The sequence below is a fragment of the Roseateles paludis genome, from assembly GCF_039872745.1.
Classification (GTDB): domain Bacteria; phylum Pseudomonadota; class Gammaproteobacteria; order Burkholderiales; family Burkholderiaceae_C; genus Pelomonas; species Pelomonas paludis.
In genome coordinates this window covers 144612-162651 of sequence record NZ_JBDPZD010000001.1, presented here as the reverse complement: position 1 = coordinate 162651, position 18040 = coordinate 144612, and the positions used below count along the sequence as shown (strand labels likewise).

Annotated in this window: 19 protein-coding genes; 11 read left to right on the top strand and 8 right to left on the bottom strand. The window is 68.1% G+C overall.

Annotation, left to right across the window (positions count from 1 at the left end; genetic code table 11):
• Nucleotides 1–55 precede the first annotated feature (55 nt).
• Entirely contained in the window at nucleotides 56–301 is a 246-nt protein-coding gene (locus ABDJ85_RS00810) for a hypothetical protein (RefSeq protein WP_347702828.1), read from the bottom strand.
• Nucleotides 302–402: 101 nt separating this feature from the next.
• Here ABDJ85_RS00810 and alaC point away from each other — a divergent pair, with 101 nt between their 5' ends.
• Nucleotides 403–1620 carry an alanine transaminase gene (gene alaC, locus ABDJ85_RS00805; RefSeq protein ID WP_347702827.1) on the top strand — a complete coding sequence of 406 codons (1218 nt, stop codon included), beginning with the start codon at nucleotides 403–405 and terminating at the stop codon, nucleotides 1618–1620.
• An 88-nt stretch (nucleotides 1621–1708) separates the two neighbouring features.
• Here the strand turns inward: alaC and ABDJ85_RS00800 are convergent, their stop codons facing one another.
• Together ABDJ85_RS00800 and apaG are read right to left on the bottom strand one after the other, a co-directional pair.
• Nucleotides 1709–3706, bottom strand: a complete 1998-nt coding sequence (locus tag ABDJ85_RS00800) for a site-specific recombinase (protein WP_347702826.1) — start codon at nucleotides 3704–3706, stop codon at nucleotides 1709–1711.
• 15 nt (nucleotides 3707–3721) lie between these two features.
• On the bottom strand, nucleotides 3722–4096 hold the full coding sequence (apaG, locus tag ABDJ85_RS00795; protein WP_347702825.1) for a Co2+/Mg2+ efflux protein ApaG: 375 nt from the start codon (nucleotides 4094–4096) through the stop codon (nucleotides 3722–3724).
• Nucleotides 4097–4237: 141 nt separating this feature from the next.
• Here apaG and ABDJ85_RS00790 point away from each other — a divergent pair, with 141 nt between their 5' ends.
• Complete coding sequence (locus ABDJ85_RS00790) at nucleotides 4238–5017, top strand: substrate-binding periplasmic protein (protein ID WP_347702824.1); 780 nt, start codon at nucleotides 4238–4240, stop codon at nucleotides 5015–5017.
• Entirely contained in the window at nucleotides 5014–5640 is a 627-nt protein-coding gene (locus ABDJ85_RS00785; protein ID WP_347702823.1) for a DNA-3-methyladenine glycosylase I, read from the top strand. The genes ABDJ85_RS00790 and ABDJ85_RS00785 overlap by 4 nt, the downstream gene beginning before the upstream one ends.
• Here ABDJ85_RS00785 and ABDJ85_RS00780 read toward each other — a convergent pair.
• The 5 genes from ABDJ85_RS00780 to ABDJ85_RS00760 form a co-directional block, all read right to left on the bottom strand.
• Nucleotides 5628–6389 carry a UPF0149 family protein gene (locus ABDJ85_RS00780; RefSeq protein WP_347702822.1) on the bottom strand — a complete coding sequence of 254 codons (762 nt, stop codon included), beginning with the start codon at nucleotides 6387–6389 and terminating at the stop codon, nucleotides 5628–5630. The two genes, ABDJ85_RS00785 and ABDJ85_RS00780, sit on opposite strands and share 13 nt — an antisense overlap.
• Nucleotides 6390–6441: 52 nt before the next feature.
• On the bottom strand, nucleotides 6442–7170 hold the full coding sequence (locus ABDJ85_RS00775; protein ID WP_347702821.1) for a TonB family protein: 729 nt from the start codon (nucleotides 7168–7170) through the stop codon (nucleotides 6442–6444).
• A 213-nt stretch (nucleotides 7171–7383) separates the two neighbouring features.
• A complete protein-coding gene (locus ABDJ85_RS00770; RefSeq protein WP_347702820.1) occupies nucleotides 7384–8901 on the bottom strand; it encodes a sensor histidine kinase in 1518 nt (505 codons plus the stop codon).
• 47 nt (nucleotides 8902–8948) lie between these two features.
• A complete protein-coding gene (locus tag ABDJ85_RS00765; RefSeq protein WP_347702819.1) occupies nucleotides 8949–9620 on the bottom strand; it encodes a response regulator in 672 nt (223 codons plus the stop codon).
• Between the two features lie 360 nt (nucleotides 9621–9980).
• A complete protein-coding gene (locus tag ABDJ85_RS00760; RefSeq protein WP_347702818.1) occupies nucleotides 9981–10472 on the bottom strand; it encodes a MarR family winged helix-turn-helix transcriptional regulator in 492 nt (163 codons plus the stop codon).
• A gap of 138 nt (nucleotides 10473–10610) precedes the next feature.
• Between ABDJ85_RS00760 and recA the strand changes: the two genes are divergently transcribed.
• The 8 genes from recA (at nucleotide 10611) to ABDJ85_RS00720 (ending at nucleotide 17995) form a co-directional block, all read left to right on the top strand.
• Nucleotides 10611–11663, top strand: a complete 1053-nt coding sequence (gene recA, locus ABDJ85_RS00755; RefSeq protein WP_347702817.1) for a recombinase RecA — start codon at nucleotides 10611–10613, stop codon at nucleotides 11661–11663.
• A gap of 39 nt (nucleotides 11664–11702) precedes the next feature.
• Nucleotides 11703–12104: a DUF3224 domain-containing protein gene (locus ABDJ85_RS00750; protein ID WP_347702816.1), complete on the top strand. Its 402-nt coding sequence runs from the start codon at nucleotides 11703–11705 to the stop codon at nucleotides 12102–12104.
• Entirely contained in the window at nucleotides 12101–12610 is a 510-nt protein-coding gene (locus ABDJ85_RS00745; RefSeq protein ID WP_347702815.1) for a RecX family transcriptional regulator, read from the top strand. The genes ABDJ85_RS00750 and ABDJ85_RS00745 overlap by 4 nt, the downstream gene beginning before the upstream one ends.
• Nucleotides 12611–13188: 578 nt before the next feature.
• Nucleotides 13189–14349, top strand: coding sequence for an ADP-forming succinate--CoA ligase subunit beta (sucC, locus tag ABDJ85_RS00740; protein ID WP_347702814.1), 1161 nt, complete (start codon nucleotides 13189–13191; stop codon nucleotides 14347–14349).
• A gap of 18 nt (nucleotides 14350–14367) precedes the next feature.
• Nucleotides 14368–15261 carry a succinate--CoA ligase subunit alpha gene (gene sucD / locus ABDJ85_RS00735; RefSeq protein ID WP_347702813.1) on the top strand — a complete coding sequence of 298 codons (894 nt, stop codon included), beginning with the start codon at nucleotides 14368–14370 and terminating at the stop codon, nucleotides 15259–15261.
• Between the two features lie 118 nt (nucleotides 15262–15379).
• The gene (locus ABDJ85_RS00730) at nucleotides 15380–16093 is read left to right on the top strand and encodes a TerC family protein (protein WP_347702812.1); all 714 of its coding nucleotides are present in this window, start codon (nucleotides 15380–15382) and stop codon (nucleotides 16091–16093) included.
• A 10-nt stretch (nucleotides 16094–16103) separates the two neighbouring features.
• Nucleotides 16104–17204 carry a serine/threonine-protein kinase gene (locus ABDJ85_RS00725; protein WP_347702811.1) on the top strand — a complete coding sequence of 367 codons (1101 nt, stop codon included), beginning with the start codon at nucleotides 16104–16106 and terminating at the stop codon, nucleotides 17202–17204.
• Nucleotides 17201–17995 carry a Stp1/IreP family PP2C-type Ser/Thr phosphatase gene (locus tag ABDJ85_RS00720; RefSeq protein WP_347702810.1) on the top strand — a complete coding sequence of 265 codons (795 nt, stop codon included), beginning with the start codon at nucleotides 17201–17203 and terminating at the stop codon, nucleotides 17993–17995. The genes ABDJ85_RS00725 and ABDJ85_RS00720 overlap by 4 nt, the downstream gene beginning before the upstream one ends.
• Nucleotides 17996–18040: the final 45 nt, after the last annotated feature.

The following is an 18040-nucleotide window of genomic DNA, read 5'->3' as shown; positions in this document are numbered from 1 at the left end:
TTTGGGGGCGGCGCAGGATAGTGAAGCGCCGGGCCGGCCGTGCGCCTGGGGCTATTCAGGCCGCCGCCGGGCCGAGCAGCTCGATCAGCTCTTTGACGAATGCCAGCGCGGCTTCGGGCGTCTCGAAGTGCATCTCATTGTTCAGCTCCATCACCTCGCCGCTGGGGCCTTTGTGCACCACGGACCAGCCGCCCGCGCCGCCGTCGATGGCCAGCAGCCCGAACTCGCCGGGCGCCAGATCGCGCGCGCTGCCCGAGGTGAGCCGGATGTCGCGGCCAAGGTGGGTGTGGAAGCGTTGCATCCGGCCATTGTCCGGGCGCGTGTTAACTTCTGGCCCGGCCTTGCCTCAGCAAGGTCACGTCGCTCGGACGGTTCCGGGCGCTCACGTGAAAGACCATCGTCATGACCTCCTCAGGCCAGCGCCGTTTCGCGCGCATTGACCGCCTTCCCCCCTACGTCTTCAACATCACGGCCGAGCTCAAGCTGGCCGCCCGCCGACGCGGGGAAGACATCATCGACATGAGCATGGGCAACCCCGATGGGGCCACGCCGCCGCACATCGTCGCCAAGCTCACCGAAGCCGCGCAGCGGCCCGACATCCACGGCTACTCGGCCAGCAAGGGCATCCCGCGCCTGCGCCGCGCGATATCGCACTGGTACCGCGACCGCTATGCCGTTGAGATCGACCCGGACAACGAGGCCATCGTCACCATCGGCTCCAAGGAGGGCCTCGCGCACCTGATGCTCGCCACGCTGGACCGCGGCGACACCGTGCTGGTGCCCGACCCGAGCTACCCCATCCACATCTATGGTGCCGTGATTGCCGGGGCCGATATCCGCTCGGTCCCCAACGTGCCGGGCGTGGACTTCTTTGCCGAGCTGGAGAAGACCATCCGCGGCAGCTACCCCAAGCCCAAGATGATGGTGCTCGGGTTCCCCAGCAACCCAACGGCGCAGTGTGTGGAGCTGGATTTCTTCGAGCGCGTGATTGCCTTGGCCAAGAAGCACGACATCTTTGTCGTGCACGACCTGGCCTATGCCGACATCGTCTTCGACGGCTGGAAGGCCCCGTCCATCCTGCAGGTGCCGGGCGCCAAGGACGTGGCGGTCGAGTTCTTCACCCTCTCCAAGAGCTACAACATGGCCGGCTGGCGCATCGGCTTCATGGTGGGCAACCGCGAGCTGGTGGCCGCGCTGGCGCGCATCAAGAGCTATCACGACTACGGCACCTTCACGCCGCTGCAGGTGGCGGCCATCGCCGCGCTGGAGGGCGACCAGGCCTGCGTGCACGAGATTGCCGCCACCTACCAGAAGCGCCGCGATGTGCTCGTCAAAGGCCTGCGCGAAGCGGGCTGGATGGTGGACTGCCCCAAGGCCTCGATGTACATCTGGGCCAAGATCCCCGACGCCTATCGCGGCCTGGGCTCGGTCGAGTTCGCCAAGCAGCTGCTGGCCAAGGCCAAGGTCTGCGTGTCACCCGGCATCGGCTTTGGCGACCATGGCGACGACCATGTGCGCTTCGCCTTGATCGAGAACGAGGCGCGCATCCGGCAGGCGGTGCGGGGCATCAAGGCGATGTTCAAGGCCGATACTTCTGCGCATGCTCCTGCTGCTACTTGAAGCCCTCGGCGCGCTCGCCGTGCTCGTCCTGATCGTCTGGTGGACCATGTTCGCCGGACGATCCAAGGGCGAGCGCCGCGACGAGTGATCAGTCCGGCGGAGGCAGGAAGAAGCTGCGCGGCGACTGCCGCAGCCGTGCCAGCACGGCGTCGCGCACGCGGCGGCGGTCGCTGACGCGTACGCCCTGTGCGCGCAGCGCAACTCGGAAGGCGCAGTAAAAGCTCACGCCCACGTTGAGCATGCCCACGCCGACGATGGCCACCACGCAGCGCCAGAAGTCGCCCGTGGCCAGCAGGGTGGGACCGAGCGCGCCGGCGGCTGCCGTCAGCTGCCCGGCCGACAGTGTCACGTGCCGCACCTCGATGGGCAGCCCAAAGAAGGCCAGCACCGCTGGCACCAGGCCCAGCAGCAAGCCCAGGCTGAAATTGGCCGTCAGGCCCGAGATATTGGCCCGCCACCAGGCTGCCCAGCGCTGGGCCCGCGCCTGCCCCAACACCGCCACGATGCGCGGGCTCCAGGCGATGGCGCTGTCCAGGCGCTGGAAGACGAACCAGTTCTCCACCCAGCCCGCGATCAGGCTGGACACGAACAGCAGCACGCCGGTGAACGCGGCAAACAGCAAGGTCGGGCCGAGGAGGTCGAGCGAGTGCAGCACGTAGTGCGCCTGGGCCGCGCTGATGGGCGTGCTGCCCCACAGCCATTGCCCCAGGCCCTGGGCCAGCAGCACCAGGGGCACCACGGCCGCCACATTGCCGACGATGCCCGCCACCTGCGAGCGGAAGAGGTGGGCCACTTCGTCCACAAAGCCGTCCAGCCCTTCGTCGCGCGGCAGGCCGCGCAGCCGCGTGGCCAGGGCCGGCGCCGTCATCGCCGGCTGCTTGGTGGCCACCGTCCAGTGCAGCAGATGCACCAGCACAAAGCTCAGCGCGTACAGCATGCCGGCCCAGAAGCCACCCCAGAAGGCGGTGAGCCCCAGCGCTGCCAGCGCGAACTTGCCCAGCGTGGTGCCGGCAATCACGCTGCCGCCACCCGCCGCGCGGCGCAGCATGTCGCGGTACTCGGCCGGCGTGCGGGTGATGTAGTGCTCGCCAGTTTCGGCGCTGCGCTCGGTCAGCTTGCGCGCCAGGAGCGAGTAGTGCTGCGCAAACAGGGTGCGGATGCTGCGCCGCTCGTGCACCTCGCGCACCAGGGTCAGGGTCAGGCGGCGCAGCTCGGGGCCAGGGTCGGGGCTGAGCAAACAAGCCAGCAAGGCCTCGATGCGGTCAGTGCGGGCCAGCATCTGCTCGACGCCAAAGATCAGGTCCACCGAGACGCCATGCGCCTCCAGGTGCTCGGGCACGCTGCGCGCCGCGCTGCGGCAGCGGTCCAGCAAGCCGCGCAGGTATTGCAGCGCCGGCGTGAGCGGCCGGCGTGGGTTGCCGGGGTCGCGCAGCGCACGCTCCACGCCCTCCCAGGCCGACACGAGCGACTGGAAGGGGCGCTTTTGCTGCACGCCAGGGTCCATGCGCAGCCGCATGGCGGGGGCGAAGCCGGCCGCGCTAACTTGGCTGACCAGTACCGTGATGCCATCGACGATCTCGCGCCGCCAGCTCTCCACGGGTGCCGCCGTGAACAGCAGGCCCAGGCGACGCACCAAGTCGTCGTCGAGCGCCGCCAGCCAGGCTTCGTCGGCCGCGTCGGGGAACAGCAGTTCGAACAAGAGCGACAGCTCCTGCGTGTCGGCGCTGGCCGGCAGCAGGCGGCGCCCCAGGCGCGACAGGAACTCACTCCACAGCGCGGTGCGCGGCGCAAAGCCGACGTCGGCGAAGAGGCTGACCGCGTCGAGCTGCGTCCACACGCCGGCAATCACGCCGGCAAAGCGCTGCGCGTGCTCGGGGTGGCGCTCCAGCACATTGAGCAGGTGCTTGAGCCGCAACACGGGCAGTGGTGTTCCCGTGCTGGCGACGCCGTCGTCGGCCGCATCGCCAGGTGCCGGGTGGCGCAGCCACTCCAGCAGCCTGACCAGCCACAGATTGCGTTCGGGCAGTGCGCTGTCGGGGTCTGCCGCATTCAGCAGGGCGGTCAGGTCCCAGCTGCGGGCCGTCATCAGGCGCTCAAGCTCTCAATGCAGGCTGGCGCTGTCGGCCAGCAGGAACTCGGCCACTTCGGCGTGGAAGATCTCGCAGCCTTCAGTCACGCACAGGAAGCGCCCCCGCATCGTGCCCTGGGGCGTGCCGATCTGGGCCCAGGAGCTGTACTGGAAGCTCTGCCCCGGCGCCAGGACCGGCTGGTGCCCGACGACGGCCAGGCCATCGACGGTTTGCAGCTGGCCGTTGGCATCGACGATCTCCCAGTGCCGCCCGATCAGCTGGGCGAGCACATCGCCGGTGTTCTCGATGCTCACCGTGTAGCTGTAGGCATAGAGGCTTTGCTCCAGATGGGTCTGCTCGGGCAGTGTGGAGACGCTGACGCTGACGGTGAACTCGGGTCGGGCCATGGGCCTATTTTGCAGCCAGTGCCCGGCGGCTGCTGGTGTTGCGGGCTGATGCCCTGCTGGCGTGATGGCCGTATGCTTGCCCTTCAAGGTCGGCCGTGACACTGTCGTCATGGTCGCCGCCAGTTGGGGAGTCGAGTGCAGTTGAGCCTGGGTCGATGGCGGCGCTGTTGGGTGGGCGTGCTGGCGATGCTGTGCCTAGCGTTGTGCAGTGCGGTGTGCAGCGCGCAGCCGCTGAGCCTGCGCACCGTCAGCCAGGCGGGCGCGCGCATCAAGTACGAGCTCGATGAAGCCGGCGTGCCGCGCGGCGGCATCTGCCTTGACATCCTGCACGCGGTGCAGCGCGTGGACCCTGGCCTGCGGTTTGCGGGCGTGGAGCAGCCGCACCCGTTGCGCCGCGTCGAGCTGCTGCTGGAGGAAGGTGGCATCGACGTGTTCTTCTGCCTGCTGCGCAGCCCCGAGCGGGCACAGCGCTGGCACTACGCGCCAACGCCGCTGTACGGCGTGCGCCATGCCGTCGTGCTGCGCGCAGAGCCGCCGCTGAATCTGGAGGGCTACGAGGCGCTGGCGCAGTTGAGCCGCCAACAGCCGGTGGTGGTGATGCGCGGCAGCATCCTGGTGCAGGCGCTCAAGCGCGAGGGCGTGGCCGTGGCCGAGGTGGCCTCGGACCGCGAGGCGCTGGAGATGCTGCTGCGCGGCCGTGCCTCGGCCGTGTACGGCCAGGAGCAAAATCTGCAGCGGACCATCCGCGACGCGCAGTTGGGTGCGCGGGTTCGGCTGCAGAGCCAGGGCTTCCCGCTGGAGCATCAATACCTCGTGTACCGCAAAGACCTCCCTCAAGCGGCGGTGGACCGCCTCAACGCCGCGCTCAAGCGCCTGGAAGCCGACGGCAGCCTGCGCCGCATCGCCGAGGCCCCTCGGTGAGCGCCCGCCCGCTCTTCCTGCCGCCAGACGGCCACCCCCGTTGCCCTTGGTGTGCGGCGTCGCCGGGCGATGCCCTCTACCTGCGTTATCACGACGAGGAGTGGGGCTTCCCGGTGGTCGACGAGGCCCGCTTGTTCGAGAAGCTGTGCCTCGAAGGGTTTCAGAGCGGCTTGTCGTGGCGCACCATCCTGCACAAGCGCGAGGGCTTTCGGCGCGCCTTCGAGGGCTTTGACGTGCACCGCCTCGCTGGCTGGGGCGAGGCCGAGGTGCTGCGCTTGCTGCAGGACGAAGGCATCGTGCGGCATCGCGGCAAGATCGAGGCGACCTTGAACAACGCGGCGCGCTGTGTCGAGCTGGTGGCCGAGGTGGGCAGCTTGGCGGCCTATGTGTGGCGCTTCGAGCCCGAGCCGGGCGAGGCGGTGCACCAGCTCAATGAGTCCGGGCCCTCGCGCCGGCTTTCAAGCGACTTGAAGCGGCGGGGCTGGAAGTTCGTGGGGCCGACCACCATGCACGCCTTCCTGCAGGCCATGGGCCTGATCAATGACCATGACCGGCGCTGCAGCGTCTACCCGGCCGCCGAGGCGGCGCGGCGCGCCTTCCAGCGGCCGGTTCACTTGCCGTGACAGGCCTTGAACTTGCGGCCTGAGCCGCAGGGGCAGGGGTCGTTGCGGCCGACCTTGGGCTGGTCGCGCCGGATGGTGTCCACGTGGTAGCGCGCGGCCTGGGTCAGGTCGTTGAGGTCGGCGACGCAGGCCACCAGCTCCTCGACGGCGTCGTCCACGTCCTTGAGCGGGTGCTCGCGGTCCAGCGTGGCGAGGATTTCCTTCTCCTCGTCGGTCTCGGCCGGCAGATGCCGGAACAGCCGCGCCAGCGCGGTGTCGATGCCCGGCTCGTCGATCTCGCCCAGCTCGGGATAGCGTTCCAGCGCGTGGGCAAACCCAGATACCCAGGCCAGCAGCGGCCGTGAGGCCGGTGCCAGGGCGGCGTAGGTGTCGCGCTGCAGCTGCTCTGCCTCGCTGAGCGGCTGGTCGCCAGGCTCGGCCGCTTCGTCTTCGGGTTGGTCAACGACGACGGGGTCGAACCAGCCCTGCTCGGCCAACGAGCGCTGCAAGGCGCTGTGGCGGCGGCGGGTGAGGGTGGTGATGCGGTCGAGCCAGGCCGGGTCGGCGTCGGCGGGCAGGGCGCGGCCGTCGAAGTCGAAGATGCCGGGCAGCCACTCGGCTTCGTCGATCAGCCGGGGCTGGATGAGGACGCCGCAGAGGTAGCCGTCGAGCATCGCGACGTCCAGGGCCTCCAGCGGCTTCGGGGTGTTGGCAAGGAGTGCGTCGAGTTCGGCGAACTCGGCGTCTAGCAGGTCGTTGGGCAGGCTCATGAGACGGGCGGGAAAAGCCCGTCAGTGTCCGTCATTCAGCGCCGGGGCGCTGTCACTCGGGTGCGAACTCGATCTGCACCGCCACGTGCTGGGCGGTCTTGACCGGCTCGAAGCGCCACTGGCGCACGGCCTCTGCGGCGGCATAGCCCAGGCGCTTGATCGAGGCCTTGAGGATGTTGGCGTTGGAGACGCGGCCGTCGGGTTCGACGGTGAAGCTGATTTGCGCAAAGCCGCGTTCGTTCAGTTCAAAGCCGGCGGGCAGCTCGGGATCGACGCGCTTGATCAGGTTCAGCGCGGGCTCGCTCGGGGTCTCGGCCACGGCGCTGGAGGCCGGCACTTCAACGGCGGGTTGCGCCTGTGAGGGGGCGTACTGCGTGGCGCCCGCGCTGGCAGGGGCGCTGCTGGTGTAGGCGGTGTTCGCAGGCTGCGAGTCGGCGGCGTAACCGGCGGCGGTTGGGTTGGCCTGCAGCATGGCTTCGGGCGACGCTGCGGTGGCGGCGGCGGCGCTGCTCACAGCCGCCAGCGGCGACGCGTTGCCAGCGCTGGCAACACGCACGGGTGCGGCGGCCGGGGCTGGTGCCGTGCGCTTGACGGCGGCTTGGGCGACCGGGGCGGGTGCAGCAGCCGGGGCGGCGGCCGGGCGCTCGGCGTGGACCTTGATCCAGCGGAACACGTTGTCGGCTTGCTTCTGGGCGCGGCCCAGGTCCGGGGTGGATTGGGCGAGGGCGAGGCCGGAGCTCAGCAGCAGGGCGGCGGAGGCGATCAGTCGGAGCTTGTTCACGGTGGGTCTTCCTCTTGAAAGCTAGGGTGGGCAGCCGGGGGTGGCGAGTCGATGGGTTGGACTGTGCACGGGTGGTTCTGCTTTTGCACGACCCCGGGGCTCCCGCGTGCGGGGGGGCTGCGAGGGTCGGGTGTGAACTAGTCCGCAGGAAATCGGGGGCGCAGACCCCTATCAGAAGTCGGGCCGGTGCGCTGCCCGCAAAAAAGGGGGGATTCAGGTGCTGTTTTCCGGCTCGGCCGTGGCCGACGCCATGCGTGCCTGGAAGCGGATGGTGAAACGGGCGCCAGGGCCTTGCCCGTCGGCCAGCTCGCCGCCGGCCACGCGGCGCACGCGGGTGTCGTCGAGCACCAGGGAGGCCTCATGCTGCTGCACGATCTCCTGCACGATGGCCAGGCCCAGGCCCGAGCCTTCGACGCCGGTGCCGAGCGCCCGGTAGAAGGGCTGGAAGACCTTGTCCCGCTCGGCCGGCGGGATGCCGGGGCCGGAGTCCTCGACCTGCAGCACCACGACCTGGCCGAAGGGGTCTTCGGTCACGCGCACGGTGACGGTGCCGCCCGCCGGGGTGTAGAGCAGGGCGTTGTCCACGAGGTTGCGCACCAGCTCACCAAGCAGCACGGGCAGGCCGTGCACGCGCAGGCGTGCGGCGTCGGGCTGGACGCCTTCGTAGCCCAGGTCGAGTCGGCGCTCCAGCGCGCGGGGCACGAAGTCGCGCACGGTCTCGACGGCGACATCCGCCAGGTTGACGGGCTCGCGGTTGAGGGCCTGCTCGGCATCCTCGGCGCGCGCCATGGAGAGCAGCTGGTTGACGGTGTGGGCGCCACGCTCGCTGGCGCGGGCGATCTGCTGCAGCGAGCGCTTGAGATCTTCGGGCGAACTGCGGCCGGCGTCGATCTCGCGCTGGATGAACTCGGCCTGGGTGCGCAGGCCCGCCAGCGGCGTTTTGAGCTGGTGGGCGGCGTCGGCCAGGAAGTGCTTCTGGCGGCTGATCGAGGAGTCGAGCCGGGCGAGCAGGTCATTGATGGCGCGGACCAGCGGGGCCACCTCGTCGGGCACGCGGGCCTCGTCGATGGGGCTGAGGTCATTGCTCTCGCGTGAGCGGATGCGGTGCTGCAGCTCGTTCAGCGGCGCGATGCCGCGCGCCAGGGCCAGCCACACCAGCAGCACGGCCAGCGGCAGGATGACGAACTGCGGCAGGATGACGCCCTTGATGATGTCGTTGGTGAGCTGGGCGCGCTTGCCGTCGGTCTCGGCCACCTGGACCAGCATCAGCGGGCTGCCCTTGGCGGCGCCTTCGGGCGCAAACCACAGGTAGGCAATACGCACGGCGTCGATGCCGACCTCGTCGTCGCGGAAGTGCAGCTCCCAGGGCACGGGCGGTGCGTCGTCGGTGGGCACGGGCAGTTTGGCGTCACCGGCCAGCAGCTCGCCGCGCAGGCCCAGCACCTGGTAGTAGATGGTGTCCGAGGCATCGGCGCGCAGCAGCGCAGCGGCTTCGGGAGCCAGTGCGTAGCGGGTCTTGGTGCGGGCGGAGGGTGTGGTGGCGGCCGACTGCAGGGCCAAGCCGCGCGCCACCTCGCCAAGCTCACGGTCATAGGGCCGGCTCGCAATGCCCTGCGCCACCAGCCAGGTCAGCGCGACGCTGATCGGCCAGATCAGCAGCAGCGGCGCCAGCATCCAGTCCAGGATCTCGCCGAACAGCGAGCCCTGTTGCGAAGGCGATCGATCGGGCATCAGGCCGTGGGGGCTACGGTCGCTTGTGGCGCCAGGTCAGGGCTGGCTCATGCAGCTATTTTTTCAAGGCAATAGCCCAGGCCGCGCACCGTGGCGATGCGGATGGGGCCCTGCTCGATCTTCTTGCGCAGGCGGTGGATGTAGACCTCGATGGCGTTGTTGCTCACCTCTTCGCCCCACTCGCACAGCTGCTCGACGAGCTGCTCCTTGCTGACCAGGCGGCCGGCGCGCTGCAGCAGCACCTCCAGCAGCGAGATCTCGCGGGCCGAGAGTTCGATCATCTGCTCGTTGATGTAGGCCACGCGGCCGGTGGCGTCGAAGGTCAGCGGCCCGTGCTTGATCACGCTGCCCGCCGTGCCCAGGCCGCGCCGGGTCAGCGCCCGCACGCGGGCTTCAAGCTCCTGCAGCGAGAAGGGCTTGGCCATGTAGTCGTCGGCACCCAGGTCCAGGCCCTGCACGCGCTGCTCGACGCTGTCGGCCGCCGTGAGGATGAGCACTGGCATGCTGGAGCCGCGCCCACGCAGCTTGCGCAACACCTCCAGCCCATGCAGGCGCGGCAGGCCGAGGTCGAGGATGAGCAGGTCGAACTCGTGCGTGGCCAGGGCAGTGTCGGCCTCGGTACCCGTGGCCACGCGGTCCACCGCATAGCCCGAGGCGCGCAGGGCGCGCAGCAGGCCATCGGCAAGCACTTGATCGTCTTCGGCAATGAGGAGTCGCATCGCAGGCAGTTCCGGCTGCGTCCTTTGCAGCCCGTCTGCGAGTGTCCGACGATTGGCGCGCGCCGGGGAGCGTGGAAGTGCTGGGCTTTGAGCTGGCGCCTGTTAGCCCTAGGGCAATGGGCCGCGTTGTGACCAAAACAGCCGCAAGCAAGGCGCAAACCGCAAGTCGGGGTCGGCCCCCGACGAGGATTTGCAACGCGGCGTGCGGTTGTTTTGGTCACAACCCTCCGGGAAGGCCCGCCACAAGGGGCCCCTCGGCGTTGCGCCCCGGGCCCGCACGCGAGTGCGGGCGGCGAGCCGCGCCTTGATTGGCCCCTTGTGGCGGGCCTTCGCGACCCATTGCCCTAGGGTTAGCAGGCGCTAGTCCGGGCTCGTTGCGTAGGCCTCCAGGCCCAGGCGTACGACGGTCAGCACGTCCTCGCCCAACTCGGCCCGGGCCTCGGCTTCGGCGCGTTCGATGGCGTCCTGGAAGGCGGCCAGCCAGTCCAGCCCTGTCGGCGTGAAGCGGATGCGCCGGGCGCGGCGGTCCTGTGGGTCGGGCTCGCGCAGCACCAGGCCCCAGGCCAGGCATTGGTCGACCAGGTCGGCCATGGCCTGCTTGCTCATCCCGGCGCGCAGGGCGAGGTCGGTCAGGCGATCGCCGCCCTGGCGCAGGTGCCGCGTCACATGCAGGTGGGCGGCCGTCACCTGGCCGCGCGCGGCCAGGTTGGCGAGGGCCAGCGGCGCCCGCGGGCTGCGCCCCACCAGGGTCAGCACGCGCTCTTCGAAGCGCCGACCCGCCAGGTAGAGCCAATGGCCCAGGTGGGCTTGGCGCCAGCGTTCATCCGGCAAGGCAGGGTCAGGCAAGGGCATGCTTTATTATCAGGCAAACTGACTAAAAACTCGTGGATTGCCGATTTACTCACCCCTAGACTACTGTTCATTCATCCAGCCAAACAGCTGTTCACACTGTTCGGAATCCCACCCTCTCTGTCGAGCAAGGACCCCACCATGAGCACCGCCCCCGCCGCCCTGAACACCGAAAAAGCCAAGGCCCTGCAAGCCGCTCTCGCCCAGATCGAAAAGCAGTTTGGCAAGGGTTCGATCATGCGGCTCGGCGAGGGTGAGGTGATCGAGGACATCCAGGTCGTCTCCACCGGCTCCCTGGGCCTGGACATCGCCCTGGGCATTGGTGGCCTGCCGCGCGGCCGGGTGATCGAGATCTACGGCCCCGAGTCCTCCGGCAAGACGACACTGACCCTGCAGGTCATTGCCGAGATGCAAAAGATCGGTGGCACCTGCGCCTTCATCGACGCCGAGCACGCGCTGGATGTGCAGTACGCCCAAAAGCTGGGCGTCAACCTGCAGGACATGCTGATCAGCCAGCCCGACACCGGCGAGCAGGCGCTGGAGATCGTGGACGCCCTGGTGCGCTCCGGCTCGGTGGACCTGGTGGTGATCGACTCGGTCGCTGCCCTGACGCCCAAGGCTGAAATCGAAGGCGAGATGGGTGACCAACTGCCGGGTTTGCAGGCTAGATTGATGAGCCAGGCCCTGCGCAAGCTGACCGCCACCATCAAGAAGACCAACTGCACGGTCATCTTCATCAACCAGATCCGCATGAAGATCGGCGTCATGTTCGGCAGCCCCGAGACGACCACCGGCGGCAATGCGCTCAAGTTCTATTCCTCGGTCCGCCTCGACATCCGCCGCATCGGCTCGATCAAGAAGGGCGAGGAGGTCATCGGCTCCGAGACCAAGGTCAAGGTCGTCAAGAACAAGGTCAGCCCCCCGTTCAAGACGGCCGAATTCGACATCCTCTACGGCGAAGGCATCAGCCGCGAGGGCGAGATCGTTGACATGGGCGTCGTCCACAAGATCGTCGACAAGTCTGGCGCCTGGTACGCCTATCAGGGCGAAAAGATCGGCCAAGGCAAGGACAACGCCCGCGAGTTCCTCCGCGAGAACCCGGATATTGCTCGTGAGATTGAAAACCGCATCCGCGAAGCGGTAGGCGTCGTCGCCATCGGCGGCGGCGACGAGCTTGCGAGCGACAGCGAGTAAGCCATGCGGCTTTGCTAAAACAAGATCCGCCTTTCTCCCATGTCCCACACCGCCACCGGCACTTTCTCCGTCCGCATGCAACCTCTGGTTGACGCCCAGGCGTCCGAGGGGGTGAGCCTGGGGCGGCTCAAGCTCAGCAAGCAGTTCGAGGGCGACCTGGTGGCCACCGGCGAGGGCGAGATGCTCACCGCCACCACGCCGGTGCCGGGCTCAGCCGGCTATGTGGCCATCGAGCGGGTGACCGGCGTGCTGCACGGGCGCAGCGGCAGCTTCGTCTTGCAGCACAGCGGCAGCATGGGTGGTGGCAGCCAGCACCTGCGCATCGACGTGGTCCCGGGCTCGGGCACGGGTGAGCTGCTGGGGCTGGCCGGCGAGTTTGCGCTGCGCATCGAAGCCGGCCAACACCACTACACCCTCAACTACCGGCTGCCCGCGCCGTGAAGGGCGCGCCGCTTTCGCTGCGCGCCCGAGCCCTGGGCTGGCTGGCGCAGCGCGAGCACAGCCGGCTGGAGCTGCGGCGCAAGCTGCTGCGGGTGCTGCAAAAGGAGCAGGCGCGCCAGGGCGATGAAGACGCCGACCCGCCCGATGCCGCCGCCGAGGTGGACGCGCTGCTGGATGAGCTCGCCGCCGCCGGTCACCTGAGCGAGGCCCGCTTCATTGAGTCGCGCGTCTACACGCGCGCCAGTCGCCTGGGCACCCAGCGCATCCGGCTGGAGCTGGCCCAGCATGGGCTGGCGCTCGACGCCGAGCAGCAGGCGCAGTTGCGTGCTTCCGAGCTGGACCGGGCCCGGCTGGTGTGGCGCAAGCGCTTTGGTGGCCAAGGCCCGGCCGACGCTGCGGACTGGGCGCGCCAATCCCGCTTCCTGGCCGCGCGGGGCTTTGGCGCTGACGTGGTGCGCCAACTGCTGCGAGGCGGTGGCGGTGGTGGCGACGCAGACACCGACTGAATCACACACAGGGCGACCAAGCCCCTCAGCAAGACCCCAATGCCGGCTTCGTGTCGGGCGCAAGCTGAGCTTGGCGCCAGGCACCAGGTTGGCGCCTGCGGGGCGGAATGCCGCGCCTGGCGAGGTCTGGCAGCCCCAAAAGGAGGCGCCGACGGCCGTTGGGCGGGGCCTTGGGCTGGCCATTTGTGCCGCAACTGTGCCGCTTCAGACACGCCGCGGGGCCCGGTGCGGCGTTTCAGCCCTCCGGCGTAAGCTCTACGCAAAAACCCGCGTGCTACATTGCCGAATGCCCCTGCAGCCGGTCGGCCGCCCCAGGGCGATCCGCCCCTCCGACGATGCCTGCACAGCCCGTTTCAGCCCCCCGCACGCCAGCGCGTCGCCTGCGCCATCGCTGGGCGTTGACCGTGCTGGCGTTCGCCGGCCGCGATGGCTGGCCAGGCTCCGTTCCCCCTGATTCCATTGACCGCCGCGGCGCCCTCCCGCGCTGTGGCCCGTTTGTCCAAGCGCCCTATCCACGCCGGTATCGCCCTTCGACGCCTGCCATCTCCTGAATTGCGCCAACCACGAGAGAAGACCCTATGAAGATTCATGAATACCAGGGCAAAGAGATCCTGCGCCAGTTTGGCGTGCCGGTGCCGCGTGGCATCCCCGCCTTCACGGTGCAAGAAGCCGTCGAAGCCGCCCAGAAGCTCGGCGGCCCGGTCTGGGTCGTGAAGGCCCAGATCCATGCAGGCGGCCGTGGCAAGGGCGGTGGCGTGAAGGTCGCCAAGACCATCGACGACGTCAAGGACAAGGCTTCGGCCATCCTCGGCATGCAGCTCAAGACCCATCAGACCGGCCCCGAAGGCCAGAAGGTGCGTCGCCTCTATATCGAAGACGGCGCCGACATCGGCAAGGAGTTCTACGTCTCCCTGGTGACCGACCGCGCGACCCAGAAGGTCGCCTTCATCGCGTCGAGCGAAGGCGGCATGGACATCGAGGAAGTGGCCCACAGCACCCCCGAGAAGATCGTCACCGAGGTGATCGACCCCATCGCCGGGCTGACGGCCGCACAGGCCAGCAAGATCGCCACTGCCATCGGCATGTCGGGCCACACCGTGGACCAAGCCGTCGACCTCTTCCAGAAGCTCTACAAGTGCTACATGGACACCGACGCGTCCCTGGTCGAGATCAACCCGCTCAACCGTGACAGCAAGGGCAACCTGATGGCCCTGGATGCGAAGTTCAACTTCGACGCCAACGCCCTGTTCCGCCACCCCGAGATCGTGGCCTACCGCGATCTGGACGAAGAGGACCCCGCCGAAGTCGAGGCCTCCAAGTTCGACCTCGCCTACATCAGCCTCGACGGCAACATCGGCTGTCTGGTGAACGGCGCCGGCCTGGCCATGGCCACCATGGACACCATCAAGCTGTTCGGCGGTGAGCCGGCCAACTTCCTGGACGTCGGCGGCGGTGCCACCGCCGAGAAGGTGACCGAGGCCTTCAAGATCATGCTCAAGAACAAGAGCGTGAAGGGCATCCTGGTCAACATCTTCGGCGGCATCATGAAGTGCGACACCATCGCCGAGGGCGTGATCACCGCCTGCAAGGCCGTGAACCTCTCCGTGCCCCTGGTGGTGCGCATGAAGGGCACCAACGAAGAGTTGGGCAAGAAGATGCTGGCCGAGTCCGGCCTGCCCATCATCGCGGCCGACACCATGGCCGAAGCCGCCACCAAGATCGTGGCCGCTGTCGCCTAAGCCCAGGAGAAGAACACCATGTCCATCTACATCAACAAAGACACGCGGGTCATCACCCAGGGCATCACCGGCAAGACCGGCCAGTTCCACACCCTGGGCTGCCAGGCCTATGCCAACGGCAAGAACTGCTTCGTCGCGGGCGTGAACCCCAAGAAGGCGGGCGAGAAGTTCTCCGACATCCCCATCTACGCCTCCGTCAAGGAAGCCAAGCAGCAAGAAGGCGCCAACGTCAGCGTCATCTACGTGCCGCCCGCCGGCGCGGCCGACGCGATCTGGGAAGCCGTTGAAGCCGACCTCGACCTCGTCATCTGCATCACCGAAGGCATCCCCGTGCGCGACATGCTGATGGTGCGCAACAAGATGAAGGCCAAGGAGCTGGCTGGCGGCAAGAAGACCCTGCTGCTCGGCCCCAACTGCCCAGGCCTGATCACGCCCGAAGAGATCAAGATCGGCATCATGCCCGGCCACATCCACAAGAAGGGCCGCATCGGTGTCGTCTCGCGCTCCGGCACGCTGACCTATGAAGCCGTGGCCCAGCTGACCGAAATCGGCCTCGGCCAGTCCAGCGCCGTCGGCATCGGTGGCGATCCGATCAATGGCCTCAAGCACATCGACGTGATGAAGGCCTTCAACGACGACCCGGACACCGATGCCGTGATCATGATCGGCGAGATCGGCGGCCCCGACGAGGCCGAAGCCGCCCGCTGGTGCAAGGCCAACATGAAGAAGCCCATCGTCGGTTTCATCGCCGGCGTCACCGCCCCTCCGGGCAAGCGCATGGGCCACGCCGGCGCGCTGATCTCCGGCGGCGCCGACACGGCCGATGCCAAGCTCGCCATCATGGAAGAGTGCGGCTTCACCGTCACGCGCAACCCCTCCGAGATGGGCAAGCTGCTCAAGGGCCTGCTCTGAGCCACCGCTTGCGCTGAAAAGGCCGCCCGCGAGGCGGCCTTTTTGTTGTTCGTCTGCGTAGAACCCGCAAGCTGAATTTCAGCGGCGTTGGCGACACTGAGACCGAAGGAGAACGCCCATGGACCTGATGACCGCCGCCTTCTGGATTGCCCTGCTCAAGATCATCTGGGTCAACATCCTGCTGTCTGGCGATAACGCCGTGGTGATCGCGCTGGCCGCGCGCAACCTGGAGCCTGGCCAGCAAAAGCAAGCCATCGTGTTCGGCAGTGGCGCGGCCATCGTGCTGCGCGTCTTGCTGACCCTGTTTGCCGTGCAGCTGCTGCAGCTGCCCTGGCTCAAGATCGTGGGCGCGGTGCTGCTGCTCTGGATCGGCATCCAGCTGCTGGTCGACAACGATGGCGATGCCGAGGTGCATGGCCACGTCAGCCTGCTCGGCGCGATCCGGACCATCCTGGTGGCTGACCTGGTGATGAGCCTCGACAACGTGATTGCCGTGGCCGCCGCCGCCAACTCGGCACCCGAGAGCCTGCGCGTGCCCTTGCTCGTGATCGGCCTGGGGCTCTCGATCCCGCTGATCATCTTTGGCAGCACCTTGCTGCTCAAGCTGATGGAGCGCTTCCCGGTGATCATCACCCTGGGGGCCGCCTTGCTCGGGTTCGTGGCTGGCGAGATGGCCGTGACCGACGCCTTCGTGCACGACTGGGTCAACACCCATCTGCATGAGCTGGACTACACCTTCGGCATTGCCGGCGCGGTGTTTGTCGTGGCAATGGGCATGTGGCTGGCGCGGCGGCATCGCAGCCGTTCGGCACAAGCAGAGACGGCGCCCTAAGATCGGCGCCATGGGCGCTAAATCGCTGTTTCAACGCCTGCTCGGTCGGCCCCGTGTCGACGCGGGCGAAGCGTCCACCATTCCCATCGCGCAGTCCACGCTCGCGCCCGGGGCTGCTCATGGCGCGGCCGGGCCTGCCACCTTGGCTGACGCCGGCTTGAAGGGTTACGAGCTGTCGGCCGAGATTGGGCGCGGGGCGATGGCCGTGGTCTACAAGGCCACGCAGCTCGCCACCGGCCGGCAGGTGGCCATCAAGCGTCTGGCCCTGCAGCGCGAATTTGCGCCCGAAGACTTGCAGGACGTGCGCGACCGCTTCATGCGTGAGGCCCGCGCCGCCGGCCAACTGCACCACCCCGAGATCCTGGAGGTCGTCGATGCCGGCCAGGATGGCGCCGACGCCTGGATCGCCTTCGAGTACGTGCTGGGGCGCGACCTCGCCAGCTTCACCCGGCCCGAGCAGCTGCTGCCGGTGGCCGAGGTGCTGCAGATCGGCGCCCGGCTGGCACGGGCCCTGGCCTATGCGCACAGCCACGGCGTCGTGCACCGCGACATCAAGCCCGCCAATGTGATGCTCGACCGCGTCAACGGCAGTCTCAAGTTGATGGACTTCGGCATCGCCCGCGTGGCCGACGGCAGCCGCACCCGCACCGGCCTGGTGCTTGGCACGCCGTCCTTCATGTCGCCCGAGCAGCTCGCCGGGCTCAAGGTGGATGGCCGCAGCGACCTCTACTCGCTCGGCGTGCTGCTCTATCAACTGGTCTGCGGGCGCCTGCCCCACCACGGCGACTCCATGGCCCGGCTGATGTACCAGATCGCCAACGAAGCCCCGCCCGACATCCGCCGTTTCCGGCCCGACCTGCCCGAGGCCCTCGCCCTGGTGCTGGCCCTGGCCCTGGAAAAGCGCCCCGAGCTGCGCTACCAGGACGGCGAGCAGATGGCGCGCGACCTCGACACCGTCGTCCAGATGCTCACCGGCGATGCCCCAGGCCCCATCGGGCTGGACGCCGATGTCACCCAGCCGGCTTTCGCACAAACCATGCGCTTGTCGCCAAAGGAAGCAGGGCAGAATTCGCCCTCCACCGATTCGGAAGTTCCGCCCGCCAGCTCATGACTCTGGAGTTCTTCAGTGCCACTGACGTGGGGCGTCAGCGCGACAACAACGAAGACTCGGTGGCGGTCGACGAAGAAGCCGGCTTGGCCATCCTGGCCGACGGCATGGGCGGCTACGCCGCTGGCGAGGTGGCCAGCCAGATGCTCACCGGCTTCGTCTGCGCCGAGCTGGGCCGCTGGCTGCGCGAGCCCGGCAAGCAAGCCAAGGCCGGCGACGTCAAGCGGGCCATGGACATCTGCGTGGACAACGCCAACCGCGCGATCTTCAACGCCGCCAACACCAACCCGCGCTACACCGGCATGGGCACGACCCTGGTGCTGGCCGTGTTCCGCCCCGAGGGCCTGCTGCTCGGCCATGTGGGGGACTCCCGCGCCTACCGGCTGCGGGCCGGCCAGTTCGCCCAGATCACCCGCGACCACTCGCTGCTGCAGGAGCAGATCGACGCCGGCCTGCTGACGGCCGAAGAGGCGGCTTTCAGCAATAACAAGAACCTCGTCACCCGGGCCGTCGGCGTCGAAGACGCTGTGGTGCTGGAGCTGCATTTGCACGAGGTTCAGCCCGGTGATATTTACCTCATGTGCTCGGACGGCTTGTCCGACATGCTCAGCGACGCCCGGCTGGCGCAGATCCTTCAGGGAAATACCCTGTTGCCGGAAATGGCGCAGTCACTGATCACAGCGGCAAATGACATGGGCGGCCGCGATAACATCGCGCTCATCCTTGTGCGCATCAATTCGCAAGGGCGCGTGGAATCCCGGGGGTGGTGGCCCTTTGGGCGCCGCAATCGGTAAGTAGGATGGGCAGCAGATGGCTCAGACACGCGGCTGATCCAGATT